The following is a 12718-nucleotide window of genomic DNA, read 5'->3' on the forward strand; positions in this document are numbered from 1 at the left end:
GTTATGGAAACTAGCCAAGTCGAAACATTATTACGCGACGAACTTCAATTATCTGAAGTAAAAGTAAAAGCCAATGGTAGCCATTATGAAGTAATTGCAGTAGGTGAGTGCTTTGACGGTTTAAGCCGCGTTAAAAAGCAACAGCTAGTTTATGGCCCATTAATGAATACTATTTCAGACGGTACAATTCACGCTGTATCAATTCGTGCATTTACGCCAACTGAGTGGAAGCGTGAACAAAAATTTATTTTACCTCAATAGTTAAGGCCTCTTAATGGATCAGTTTGTAATTCAAGGTGGCACTTCACTTGCGGGTGAAGTAACTATTTCTGGCGCTAAAAATGCCGCATTACCAATTTTGTTTGCCGCACTGCTTGCCGATGGTAAAAGTACATTTACGAATGTTCCTCGCCTTCGCGATATTGTGACCACTGAGGCGCTTTTAAGCACCTTAGGCGCAACTGTAAATTGGCAAGGCGATACACTGTATATTGATGGCGCGACCGTTAATAAAACGCTTGCTCCTTATGATTTAGTTAAGCAAATGCGTGCCTCTGTTTTGGCTCTAGGGCCTTTAGTAGCGCGTTTTGGTGAGGCGCAGGTATCGCTACCTGGTGGCTGTGCTATAGGTGCACGTCCGGTTGATATACATATTCAAGGTTTAGAGCGCATGGGCGCACAAATAAACGTTGAAAACGGTTATATCAATGCAAAGGTAGAAGGCCGCCTTAAAGGCGCTGAAATTTTCATGGAAATGGTCAGTGTTGGCGCAACCGAAAACTTACTAATGGCCGCAGCACTTGCCGATGGTAAAACGGTGCTTGAAAACGCAGCACGCGAGCCCGAAATTATTGACCTTGCCAATTGCCTAATTGCTATGGGTGCAAAAATTACTGGTGCAGGTACAAGCCGTATAGAAATTGACGGCGTAGAGCGTTTAGGCGGCTGTGAGCACAGCATTTTACCTGACCGCATTGAAACGGGCACTTTTTTAGTTGCAGCAGCGATGGCTGCAGGCGAAGTACTTTGTAAAAAAACAGATTTTCATTCACTTGAGCCTGTTATTGAAAAATTACGTGCCGCGAATGCATTAGTTGAAGTAAACGATGACAGCATTTATTTAGATATGCGTAATCGTGAGCTCAAAGCCGTTAATATTAAAACCATGCCACACCCTGGTTTTCCAACCGACATGCAAGCGCAGTTCACCGCGTTAAATGTAGTGGCTAATGGTAGTGCAACAATTACCGAAACCATTTTTGAAAACCGCTTTATGCACGTACCAGAGTTACAACGCATGGGCGCTAATATTCGTTTAGAAGGGCACACCGCTATTTGTGGTGAAACGCAAAGTTTAAGTGGCGCACAAGTAATGGCAACCGATTTACGCGCCTCTGCAAGCTTAATTTTAACCGGTATTGTGGCGCAAGGTGAAACGGTAGTCGATCGTATTTACCACGTAGACCGAGGCTATCAACGCATTGAAGATAAACTCAGTGGCTTAGGTGCCAATATTAAGCGCAGAAGTAGCTAATACCCATTCGCAATAATATTTATTCGCTTTGAGGTGAGAGCACACTTGCTCCTAAATTAAGCGCGCTGAGTTAAACACAGTTTACTTTAGACATAAAAAAAGGTCGGATACGCGTATTGCTATCCGACCTTTTTATTGCCATTTTGGTTAGAGTTTAGTTTCGAGCTCTGCAACTCTAACCATTATTTTTTCTACTTTACCGTTTCGGTACAGCTCAAATTCTATTTCTTTACCGGGCTGTGTATTGCCTATTTTTTCGAGTACTTTTTGCGGGTTGGCCACACTTAACCCTGCAATTTTAATAACGATGTCTTGCTCTTCAATGCCAGCTTGCCATGCAGGGCCTAATGGGTCTAAATTGGTGATGCGCATACCAGCAACCTCAGTAAGGCTGTCGTTTACCTCTTTGCCCGTGCTATCTACAGCGGTGCCTTCAAAGCCTAAATAGCCACGTACTACACGGCCATGGCGTATTAGCTTTGCCATTACTTCTTTAGCGAGCGAATAAGGAACAGCAAAAAATATTCCTTGGATATTTAGGTTTTCACGGGTTTTAAATTGCGCAGACGTGATCCCTACTAAATCACCATTTGAATTAACCAAAGCACCGCCAGAGTTACCTACATTTATAGCAGCATCCATTTGCAGTAAGTTGTTATAAGGGCTATCGGTAATTTTTTGTTTACCGGTGGCACTAATTATACCTTGGGTGATGGTTTGCCCTAAATTGAGTGGGTTACCAATGGCCAGCACTACATCACCTACACTGGTGGTGTAATTATCGTTTACGGGGATCACCGGCAGGTGGTCGGCGTTAATTTTCAATAAGGCTAAATCGGTAATGGTGTCAAAGCCAATTAACTGCACATCAAAAAAGCGTCGGCCATCGGTTAAAATAACCAAGATTTGATCTGCATTATTTATAACGTGGTAGTTAGTTAATATGTAGCCGTCTTGCGCCATAATTACGCCAGAGCCAAGCTCTTGAACGGTGTTTTGTTGCTTATAGCGAGGCTCTTTAGAAATGCTTTCTGAAAAAATAGTTACTACCGACGGTGCAGCACGTTTAACTGCGTCAGCAAAACTAAGGTGATTTGAGCTCATAGCACTGGGCAAGGGAACATTAGGGAGTAAAGAGGCGCGCATATTAGGGCTGAAAAAAACCACTAAAAAAGCGATACCTAAACCGACAAACAAAGGGGGAAGTACAAATTTTAGTAATTTCAGCACGAGATTCTTATTGTTAGTGAGCAATTCTTTATGATGGCACAAAAAAAATAACAGCGGCAAGTGCTGCTGTTATTTTTATTGCTTATTTATAACGTGTTACTTATTGGATAAGTACAAAGATAGACTCTCTGCCACGTTTAACGCCAAGTACAATATTACCTTGGGTATCTTCGATAATTTTGTTCATTTGACGAATGTTTTCTACACGTTGGCGGTTAACTTGAACAATCACATCACCTTCTTCAAGACCAACACGTGCAGAAGGAGAGCGCGGATCTACTGTGGCGACTTCAATACCTTTAGTGCCATTTTTTTGCACGTTCTCAAGCGTCGCACCTTGGAATGCAGGATGCAGTTCATCGCCTGCGGCGGTTACACCCGATGCACCATCAAGTGTTACTTTAATGGTTTTTACTTTGCCATCGCGGTAAATACCTAATTTAACTTCGCGTCCTTCACCTAATGTTGCTATTTTACTACGCAGCTCGTGGAAGCCACTAATGTCGCTGCCATTAATACTAATAATAACATCGCCGGCTTTAATACCTGCTTTGCTTGCTGCGGTATCATCCATTACTTGCATAACGTAAGCACCTTGTTTAACGTCAAGTTGCTGTGCTTTTGCAAGGCCTGCATCAAGTGGGCGGCCAGAAATACCCAGTGAGCCACGGCGAACTTCGCCATGTTCGATAATTTGGTCAACTAAGTTTTTCATCATATTTGATGGAATGGCAAAGCCAATACCAACATTTCCACCCGAGGCACCTAAAATAGCAGTATTAATACCAATGAGTTCACCATTTAGGTTAACTAAAGCGCCTCCTGAATTACCTTGGTTAATAGCTGCATCGGTTTGAATAAAGTCTTCATAGCCTTCAATATTTAAACCACTACGCCCTAATGCACTTACAATGCCCGAGGTTACTGTATGGCTTAAACCAAATGGATTACCAATTGCTACTGCAAAGTCGCCGACACGCAATTTATCTGAATTTGCCAGTTTAACTTCGGTTAAGTCATCTGCATCTATTTGTAATAGCGCAATATCAGACTCTTTATCGGTACCAATTTTGGTGGCTTCAAATTCACGGCCGTCTTCTAGCGTTACCACCATTTTTTCGGCATCTTGAATTACGTGGTTATTTGTTACTACATAGCCTTCGTCGGCATCAATAATAACCCCTGAGCCTAAACCGCTAAATTGGCGCTTTTGACTACGTGGTTGAGGGTTACCAAAAAAGTATTCAAGCGGGTCTGCACGGCGGCGCACTTCTTTTGAGCCAGAAACCTGAATGCTCACAACGCCAGGGGTAATTTGCTCAAGCATAGGCGCAAGTGTGGGTAATTGTTGGCCGTTAACTGCAATAGGCAGTTTTGCATAAGAGGCCATTGGGCTTAGTAATAAGCTTGTAGATAAGATTGCAGCACTAATAAGTGATAATTTCATTTTCATAGTCAGGGTGTACTCCACATCACAGGAAAAGCAAAAAGGCTGCATAAGCAGCCTTTTCGAATTTAAATATAAAGCTGTTACATTTAAAGACTATGGGGTCAAAAAAAAGTTCCTCAAGATAGCACTAACATTTTAGCGTGCTCAGTGTGTTAAGAGGCTTTTGCAGGTTTTGTATCGCCATTTTGCCCTGCAAATAAACCAGACTCACCCGAGACGTAATCGGCAGGTTGTGCATGTGCAGATGAACGGTCAACCTCGCGCTCTTTTAAAGACGCTTGTAATTGCTCTGTTGTTTCTTTAGAGAAAAACGGCTCGCTAGGCGCTTTGTTTTTATCATCAAGTAAGAGTTGATTGGTTTCTTCAACATGGCTGAGTAGTTGGTCGTAGTTTTCTTTCATTTTATTCACAAGCTTACCTGTGCTTGCTAAATGATCGGCCACATCTTGGCGATACTGCTCAAGCGCGTTTTGTGCTTGCTCGGCTTGTTCTTTTAATTCATCTTGCTTAAATTGCTTTTTAGTAACGAATGCACCAACAAAAAATGCCACTACAGCAGTAATAATAATTAAACCTACCCACGTAACTGTGCCCATAACTTTACCCCTTTGGGAAAAAATATCTAATAATGCCTGATTCAAATATAAATCATCCTGTGGGTAATATACCCCGAGTTAAGATGCGTGTTAATATGTTGTGCAAATTAAACTGTGTTTAAAATGTAATTAGATATGACTCCTTGGCAAACTTACCAGCAAGATCTTAAGCGCGATGACTTTGTACATGACCAAGCACAAGAAAATGCAGTGCGCCATTTACAACGTTTATACGATGACCTCACAAATAAAAAACCACAGCAACAAGGCTTTTTTGCAAAGTTGTTTAATAAAAGCGAACCTGAGCCAATTAAAGGGCTTTATTTTTGGGGTGGTGTAGGGCGTGGTAAAACCTATTTAGTAGATACCTTTTACGAAGCGCTGCCAGGTGAGCGTAAAATGCGTGTGCATTTTCATCGCTTTATGCACCGAGTTCACGATGAACTAAAAAAGCTAAATAATAAAAGCAATCCACTGGAAATTGTTGCCGACATATTTAAAGCCGAAACAGATATTATTTGTTTTGATGAATTCTTTGTTCAAGATATTACAGATGCCATGTTACTCGGCGGCTTAATGCAGGCATTATTTGCACGCAATATAGTATTAGTCGCTACCTCTAATATAGTACCTGATGATTTATATAAAAACGGCTTACAGCGTGCGCGTTTTATTCCGGCCATTGAGCTGGTAAAAGCGAACACAGAAATAGTAAATGTAGACTCTGGTATTGATTATCGCTTGCGTACACTTGAGCAAGCCGAAATATTTCACAGCCCGTTAGATGAGCAAGCCGATAAAAACTTATTTGAATATTTTGATAAGCTATCGCCAGAGGCGGGGGAGCTTGATCAACCCATAGAAATAGAAGGGCGCTTAATCAACACACGCAAAGTGGCCAAGTGTGTAGTGATGTTTGAATTTAGCGAATTGTGCGAAACCGCACGTAGCCAAGTCGACTACATGGAAATTAGCCGCTTATATAACACTGTTATTATTTCTAATGTTAAACAGCTTGGACAAAATAATGATGATGCAGCTAGGCGCTTTATCGCTTTAGTGGATGAGTTTTACGAGCGACATGTAACATTAATTATTTCGGCTGAAAAACCGATCACGCAGCTTTATACCCAAGGCAATCTTAACTTTGAATTTAAGCGCTGCATTAGCCGCCTGCAAGAAATGCAGTCTTTAGAGTATTTAGCAAAAGAGCATTTAGCATAGCGCTAATACGACTGTATCGACTCTTTAAAGTGCCCTTATTGTTGTTTTTATATAAATGCATAAATTTTTGTAATTTTCTTGTGGAAAAAACAACCGCTCGGTAGCAATGTGTTTTAAGTGCTGGTATACTCCCGCGTCTGCCACGTTGCGTTCTATGTCCTCATATAGTTTAGCCACTTGTGAGCGGCGCTAAAGTCTAAAACTCGAAGGGGTTATAGCATACTTAGAGCGGTAGTTAATAATAACTGCCTGTGGTTTTAATTGAAAAACATTGGATTTTTATAAATGAAAACGTTTGTTGCTAAACCAGAAACAGTAAAACGTGACTGGTACGTAGTTGACGCTGAAGGTAAAACTTTAGGTCGCATCGCTACTGAAATCGCTCATCGCCTACGCGGTAAGCACAAAGCTGAATACACTCCACACGTAGATACTGGTGATTACATCATCGTTATCAACGCTGAGAAAGTTACTGTAACTGGTAACAAATTCAAAGATAAAGTGTACTACGCTCATACTGGTTTCCCAGGTGGTCTTAAGTCTACTACTTTTGATAAACTTCAAGCTGCAAAGCCTGAAATGATCATCGAAAAAGCTGTTAAAGGCATGTTGCCACGTGGTCCTTTAGGCCGCGCTATGTACCGTAAACTTAAAGTTTACGCAGGTACTGAGCACAACCATGCTGCACAACAGCCTCAGGTTCTAGACATTTAAGGAGCACTATCATGGCAAATCAATACTACGGTACAGGTCGTCGTAAAAGTTCAAGTGCTCGCGTATTCTTACGCCCAGGCACTGGTAACATCGTAATCAACAAGCGCTCTTTAGAAGAGTACTTTGGTCGCGAAACAGCACGCATGGTTGTTCGTCAAGCTCTTGAGCTTGTTGACATGACTGAAAAATTTGACCTTCACATCACCGTTGCCGGTGGTGGTACAACTGGTCAAGCTGGTGCTATCCGTCACGGTATCACTCGTGCACTTATGGAGTTTGACGAGTCATTACGTCCACAACTTCGTAAAGCAGGTTTTGTTACACGTGATGCACGTAAAGTTGAACGTAAGAAAGTGGGTCTTAAGAAAGCGCGTAAGCGTCCACAGTTCTCAAAACGTTAATTTTTACGTTATCAAGAATTCAAAAACCCAGCTTATGCTGGGTTTTTTGTTTTTGGCATTAAAATTTAAGTACTTACCTACCTCAAGCCCGCTTTTTTAAGGCTAGGCGCTGATCATATTTTATAAATACTGCGTATTTAATGTACGAAAGCTTTAAAATACCCATTTCGCTGCAAAAAAGTTAAATAATTATCGCAATTAGTGTAAATCCATCAGTTAATTGGTGGAATTTTTTGCTACAATTGGCTGGCAAGTAGTATGAGCAAGTTCAACATCACCATGTACAGTTTATCTGTTTCCTCGTAGTGGGGTTGATCTTGGTCAGTATATTGTTTTTACAGAAGCGCTATTATAGTCATTCGGCTTTATTCTCGAGCTTACTTTATCAAACTATTGATCAAGTCGGGTTATTCGAGCGTGAGGCTGTGAATAACCTTGTTTTAATCAAGGGTTTTAATTATGATCGCTTCTATTTTAAAAATTTCGAAAAATTAACCTGCTGTAACTGATGTTCTCAATATAGCAAGTGTTGAGAATCATAGTGGAGATAAGTGGATGAGCAATGCGCCTGTAGACAATGGCCGACGTCGCTTTTTAACCATAGCTACCTCTGTTGTAGGTGGTGTTGGTGCGGCTGGGGCTGCTGTTCCTTTTATTGCGTCTTGGAATCCAAGTGAGCGAGCTAAATCTGCGGGTGCGCCTGTAGAAGTAGATATCAGCAAACTTGAGCCAGGACAATTAATACGTGTCGAGTGGCGTGGTAAACCTGTATGGGTTGTATCACGTACCCCTAAAATGCTTGAGCAGATGAAAGAACATGAAGGTCAACTTCGTGATCCGCAATCGCAAGAGCCACAACAACTAGAATCATCAACAAATGATTACCGTTCATTACGCCCAGAGATTTTTGTCGCTGTTGGTATTTGTACGCATTTAGGGTGTTCTCCAGGCTTTTTCCAAGGTAACTTTAGTGAAAAAGTTGAAGGGACAGATGATGGTTTTTACTGTCCATGTCACGGTTCTAAATTTGATATGGCTGGGCGAGTATTTCAATCAGTTCCTGCACCATTGAACTTAGAAGTACCACCTTATACTTTTCTTGATGAAACCACTATTTTAGTGGGCGAAGAAAAAGGGGTAGCCTAATGTTTGGTAAAATTGTTAGTTGGATTGACGACCGTATCCCAATGACACGTGTTTGGAACATGCACATTGCACAGTATCCAGCACCTAAAAACTTTAACTTCTGGTACTTTTTTGGCTCGCTAGCCATGTTAGTACTAGTAAACCAAATACTTACTGGTATTTGGTTAACGATGAACTTTGTTCCCTCTTCTGAAGGCGCTTTCGCATCAGTAGAGTACATCATGCGTGATGTTGAATACGGTTGGTTATTACGTTATTTACACTCAACGGGTGCATCTGCGTTTTTCATCGTTGTTTATATGCATATGTTCCGTGGCATGATCTACGGCTCTTACCAAAAACCACGTGAATTACTGTGGTTGTTCGGTATGTTTATTTTCTTAGCATTAATGGCTGAAGCCTTCATGGGTTACTTACTACCATGGGGTCAAATGTCGTTCTGGGGTGCGCAGGTAATCATTTCGTTATTCGGGGCTATTCCGGTAATTGGTGATGACTTAACACTTTGGATCCGTGGTGACTACGTAATATCGGGTGCAACGCTTAACCGCTTCTTTGCATTACACGTTATTGCACTACCATTGGTTATTGTAATTTTAGTGTTCTTACACATTGTTGCGCTGCACGAAGTGGGCTCTAACAACCCTGACGGTGTTGAAATAAAACGCAAAAAAGGCACTGTGGCTGAAGAAGATAAGTCTAAATTTAAATTCCATGAGTATTACACCGACAAAAAAGACATTGTTGATGCGATACCGTTCCACCCGTACTACACAGTAAAAGATATTGTGGGCGTGGTTGGTTTCTTAATCTTGTTCTGTTGGGTTGTATTCTTTATGCCTGCGATGAATGGTTTCTTCCTAGAAGCGCCAAACTTTGAAGCAGCAAACCCACTTAAAACACCAGAGCACATTTTCCCAGTTTGGTACTTTACGCCATTCTATGCAATCTTACGTGCAATCCCTGATAAACTTATCGGTGTTGCGGCTATGGGTGCGTCAATTGTGGTACTCGCATTGTTACCGTGGATTGACCGTGGTCGTGTTAAATCGGTTCGTTACCGTTGTGGTTTCCACAAATGGAACATTGCAGGTTTTGTTGTAACTTTCGTTCTTTTAGGTTGGGTGGGTGCAACTCCACAAACTGATATGAAAACGATAATTTCTCAAATCTGTACTGTGACTTACTTTATGTTCTTCGTACTGTTATTTATATACAGTAAGAATGAAAAAACTAAGCCATTGCCTGAGAGGTTAACGAAATGATGAAAAAGCTACTTATTGGTGTATTTGCTTTATCAGTAAACTTGCTGCCTAACATGGTTATGGCTGCGGGTCCTTCGGTTCCTCTTATGGAAGCGGGTAACGATATATCTGATCAGCCTTCTTTGCAGCGCGGCGCAAAGTTGTTCATGAACTACTGTCTTGGTTGTCACCAAATGCAGTATCAACGTTATGAACGTACTTTCCGTGATATTGGTATTCCAACCGAGCTTGGTAAAGAGCAATTGATTTTTGATGGTTCAAAAGTAGGTGGCCATATTCTTAACGCTATCGCAAAAGAAGATGCTGCTAAATGGTTTGGTGCGGCTCCGCCGGATCTAACCAATGTGGCGCGTGTGCGTGGCAGTGATTGGATTTACACTTACTTAAAATCGTTTTATAAAGATGAATCTCGTCCGTTTGGCGTAAATAATACGTTATTCCCATCGGTGGGTATGCCACATGTTCTTCAAGAACTACAAGGTTTACCAACACCTATCATTGAAGAAGTTGAACAACATGGTCAAACAGTGACTAAAGTTGTTGGTACTGAAACAGATGGTAAGGGCGAATTAAGCGTTGATGAATACGATCAAGCGGTTCGTGATTTAACGAATTTCTTAGAGTATGTAGGTGAACCTACACGCCTTGAGTCAGAAGCGTTAGGTATTAAGGTAATTGGATTTTTAGTTATCCTGTTTATCTTGGCATTTATGCTTAAGAAAGAATACTGGAGAGATGTTCATTAATTTGAGCATTTTACAAGGTAATTTTGCAATAGGGGCTTAAGCCCCTATTGCTGTTTTAGTTATTTAATGGAGGTATAGGCATGGCCGTAGCTGCCAATAAGCGCCCTGTAATGACCCTTTTTTCTGGTGCTAACTGTATGTATAGCCACCAAGTACGTATTGTACTTGCAGAAAAAGGTGTAAGTGTAGATATTCATTTGGCTGAAAAGGATAACTTGCCAGAGGCACTTCACGAAATTAACCCTTACGGTACAGTACCCACACTGATTGACCGTGAGCTTGGCTTATATCAGGCAAACATCATCATGGAATACCTTGATGAACGTTTCCCTCATCCTCCACTAATGCCTGTGTATCCGGTAATGCGTGGTCGTAGCCGTTTAATGATGCACCGTATTGATACTGATTGGTACAGCCTTGCTGAAAAAATCATTAACAATACAGCAGATGCTGCACAAGCTCGTAAAGAGTTAACTGAAGCGTTACTTGCAATTGCACCAATCTTTAACGAAGCTCCATACTTTATGAGTGAAGAGTTTAGCTTAGTGGATTGTTATTTAGCACCACTATTATGGCGTTTACCAGAGTTTGGTATTGAGCTTAATGGCTCTGGCGCTAAAGAGCTAAAAGAGTACATGATCCGCTTATTTGAGCGTGAGTCATTCCAAGCTTCTTTAACTGAAGCAGAGCGTGAGATCCGTTTATAATGACGCCTAATCGTCCTTATTTACTACGTGCTTTTTTTGATTGGATCGTAGATAACGACTGCACACCACATTTAGTGGTTGATGCGCAGTACCCAGCAGTACAAGTGCCTACGCAGTTTGTACAAGATGGCCAAATAGTGCTTAATATTAGCCCTTCTGCCGTTACTGGGTTTTCGTTAGATATGGAACAACTAAGCTTTAATGCGCGCTTTGGCGGACAGCCAATGCAAGTATATGTGCCTTTAGGTGCGGTGCTTGCTATTTATGCGCGTGAAAATGGCGAAGGAACAGTCTTTACTGCAGATGAGTTTTTAGAGGACGAAGACGATTTTGCACCTGACCTTGAAAGTGTGGAAACATCAGATGAAATTATTGATGAGACCCCGCCAGAAAAGCCAGAAAAGAAAAAAGGCTCACATTTACGCGTTATCAAGTAACGCTTAAATACAAAAAAACCGCTAATTAAGCGGTTTTTTTATGTGCCTTATCAACGGCTTTTTATGTATTTTATAAATATTCAAACACTTTAATAACGCGCTCTACACCCGATACATTGCGTGCAATGTTAACCGCTTGGTTAGACTCAGATTCAGATACTAATCCCATTAAAAATACTTCAGCGTTTTCGGTCACTACTTTAATATTATTACTCGGTATATCTTTAGCTGTTAAAAGCTGCGCTTTTACTTTAGAGGTTAGCCACGAGTCATGCGTTTGTGTGGTAATTCCAATATTTGAGCCAATTCTAATTTGGTTATGTATTTTACGTATACCTGAGAGCCCCTCAATGCTCTGCTGAGCTTGGTTTTTCATTTCTTGATTGGCAACCTGACCTACCAGTAAAACAATGCCATTAACGCTTATAGCGTCTACATTGGCGAACTTTTCTAGTCGTTCAACTTCACTAAGCGCAATACTGGCTTTAATTTCTATATTATTGTCGTCTATTTGCGAGCCAATGGTGCGGCGATCATTTGCTGCTGTTACTGCACCAGCTGTTCCTGCAACCACTGCGGCTGCACAGCCTTGCAGTAAAACAACAGTACCTAAAACAATAAGAGAGCGTTTAAACATAATTTTCATCCTGCGGGAAAAGAGTTAAATCAACCAGTTCACTTAAGCAATGTAAGTTAACTAAGTGAGATTCAATAATGCGGCTAGGGCGCTTAGAAGGCGTACGAATTTCTACATCATTAGGGCCTAATAATCCAACGAGTTCTCCACCATCGTCACCTACCATCACTATGACCTTCATATCTTTAGTAAGTGCCGCTTCTACAGCAGAAATAATATGTTTTTCGTTGCCATTAATTGCTAACGCAAGCAGTAAATCGCCTTGCTGTGCAAAGGCACGTACTTGGCGAGCAAAGGTATCATGCTCATCTACTTGGCTACTTTGCCCTAAATTGATGTTTTCTTGAGATAGCGCAATAGCAGGTAAACAGGGGCGCTCTGTTTCGTAGTGATTAACTAATACGCCGGCCATGTGCTGCGCTAGCATATGGCAGTTTGCCGTGCCACAGCAAAGGAGTTTGTTACCATTAATTAAACTTTGTGCAATGGTAAATGCCGCAGACTCTAGTGCGCTTGGCAGTACTTCGCCTGCTGCTATTTGTACTTGAATGCTTTCTGTAAAAATTTCTTTAATTGTATCTTGCATAGACTACCAATAATTTATTCGTCATTTTTGTTTGTTGCTGGGCGT

At 41.3% G+C, this 12718-nt stretch carries 15 protein-coding genes and 1 pseudogene; 11 read left to right on the plus strand and 5 right to left on the minus strand.

What is annotated here, in order from left to right; translation table 11 throughout:
• The first annotated feature begins 3 nt into the window (after positions 1 to 3).
• Together SJY38_RS01320 and murA are read left to right on the plus strand one after the other, a co-directional pair.
• Positions 4 to 261, plus strand: coding sequence for a BolA family protein (locus SJY38_RS01320; RefSeq protein ID WP_004589097.1), 258 nt, complete (start codon positions 4 to 6; stop codon positions 259 to 261).
• Positions 262 to 274: 13 nt separating this feature from the next.
• Positions 275 to 1534 carry a UDP-N-acetylglucosamine 1-carboxyvinyltransferase gene (murA, locus tag SJY38_RS01325; RefSeq protein WP_004589098.1) on the plus strand — a complete coding sequence of 420 codons (1260 nt, stop codon included), beginning with the start codon at positions 275 to 277 and terminating at the stop codon, positions 1532 to 1534.
• Between the two features lie 147 nt (positions 1535 to 1681).
• Here murA and SJY38_RS01330 read toward each other — a convergent pair whose 3' ends face one another.
• From SJY38_RS01330 to SJY38_RS01340, 3 genes are all read right to left on the minus strand, one after another.
• Positions 1682 to 2764: a trypsin-like peptidase domain-containing protein gene (locus SJY38_RS01330; RefSeq protein ID WP_024033328.1), complete on the minus strand. Its 1083-nt coding sequence runs from the start codon at positions 2762 to 2764 to the stop codon at positions 1682 to 1684.
• A gap of 100 nt (positions 2765 to 2864) precedes the next feature.
• Positions 2865 to 4217: a Do family serine endopeptidase gene (locus tag SJY38_RS01335; RefSeq protein ID WP_004589100.1), complete on the minus strand. Its 1353-nt coding sequence runs from the start codon at positions 4215 to 4217 to the stop codon at positions 2865 to 2867.
• Between the two features lie 149 nt (positions 4218 to 4366).
• The gene (locus SJY38_RS01340; protein WP_377110191.1) at positions 4367 to 4783 is read right to left on the minus strand and encodes a YhcB family protein; all 417 of its coding nucleotides are present in this window, start codon (positions 4781 to 4783) and stop codon (positions 4367 to 4369) included.
• Between SJY38_RS01340 and SJY38_RS01345 the strand changes: the two are divergent.
• The 9 genes and pseudogenes from SJY38_RS01345 to SJY38_RS01385 all read left to right on the plus strand — a co-directional run.
• Positions 4722 to 4850 (plus strand): annotated as a pseudogene (locus tag SJY38_RS01345) (hypothetical protein); the annotation flags it as partial. The gene SJY38_RS01340 and the pseudogene SJY38_RS01345 sit on opposite strands and share 62 nt — an antisense overlap.
• A 95-nt stretch (positions 4851 to 4945) precedes the next feature.
• Complete coding sequence (zapE, locus tag SJY38_RS01350; RefSeq protein ID WP_024033326.1) at positions 4946 to 6034, plus strand: cell division protein ZapE; 1089 nt, start codon at positions 4946 to 4948, stop codon at positions 6032 to 6034.
• A gap of 285 nt (positions 6035 to 6319) precedes the next feature.
• Positions 6320 to 6748 (plus strand): 50S ribosomal protein L13, encoded by a 429-nt coding sequence (gene rplM / locus SJY38_RS01355; RefSeq protein ID WP_004589103.1) that lies wholly within the window; start codon positions 6320 to 6322, stop codon positions 6746 to 6748.
• An 8-nt stretch (positions 6749 to 6756) separates the two neighbouring features.
• Positions 6757 to 7149, plus strand: a complete 393-nt coding sequence (gene rpsI, locus SJY38_RS01360) for a 30S ribosomal protein S9 (protein ID WP_024600778.1) — start codon at positions 6757 to 6759, stop codon at positions 7147 to 7149.
• A gap of 555 nt (positions 7150 to 7704) precedes the next feature.
• The gene (gene petA, locus SJY38_RS01365) at positions 7705 to 8295 is read left to right on the plus strand and encodes a ubiquinol-cytochrome c reductase iron-sulfur subunit (protein WP_004589105.1); all 591 of its coding nucleotides are present in this window, start codon (positions 7705 to 7707) and stop codon (positions 8293 to 8295) included.
• Positions 8295 to 9560: a cytochrome b N-terminal domain-containing protein gene (locus tag SJY38_RS01370; RefSeq protein ID WP_004589106.1), complete on the plus strand. Its 1266-nt coding sequence runs from the start codon at positions 8295 to 8297 to the stop codon at positions 9558 to 9560. Before petA ends, SJY38_RS01370 begins: the two co-directional genes overlap by 1 nt.
• Positions 9557 to 10306, plus strand: a complete 750-nt coding sequence (locus SJY38_RS01375) for a cytochrome c1 (protein WP_024033324.1) — start codon at positions 9557 to 9559, stop codon at positions 10304 to 10306. Before SJY38_RS01370 ends, SJY38_RS01375 begins: the two co-directional genes overlap by 4 nt.
• An 80-nt stretch (positions 10307 to 10386) precedes the next feature.
• Complete coding sequence (gene sspA, locus SJY38_RS01380) at positions 10387 to 11013, plus strand: stringent starvation protein SspA (protein WP_004589108.1); 627 nt, start codon at positions 10387 to 10389, stop codon at positions 11011 to 11013.
• Entirely contained in the window at positions 11013 to 11450 is a 438-nt protein-coding gene (locus SJY38_RS01385; protein WP_004589109.1) for a ClpXP protease specificity-enhancing factor, read from the plus strand. Before sspA ends, SJY38_RS01385 begins: the two co-directional genes overlap by 1 nt.
• 70 nt (positions 11451 to 11520) lie before the next feature.
• On the opposite strand, the gene dolP is transcribed toward SJY38_RS01385, so the two are convergent.
• Together dolP and SJY38_RS01395 are read right to left on the minus strand one after the other, a co-directional pair.
• Positions 11521 to 12087 (minus strand): division/outer membrane stress-associated lipid-binding lipoprotein, encoded by a 567-nt coding sequence (dolP, locus tag SJY38_RS01390; protein ID WP_004589110.1) that lies wholly within the window; start codon positions 12085 to 12087, stop codon positions 11521 to 11523.
• Positions 12080 to 12673 carry an SIS domain-containing protein gene (locus SJY38_RS01395; protein ID WP_004589111.1) on the minus strand — a complete coding sequence of 198 codons (594 nt, stop codon included), beginning with the start codon at positions 12671 to 12673 and terminating at the stop codon, positions 12080 to 12082. The genes dolP and SJY38_RS01395 overlap by 8 nt, the downstream gene beginning before the upstream one ends.
• Between the last annotated feature and the right edge of the window lie 45 nt (positions 12674 to 12718).

Source organism: Pseudoalteromonas sp. R86517 (assembly GCF_042466295.1).
Taxonomy (GTDB): Bacteria; Pseudomonadota; Gammaproteobacteria; order Enterobacterales; family Alteromonadaceae; genus Pseudoalteromonas; species Pseudoalteromonas atlantica.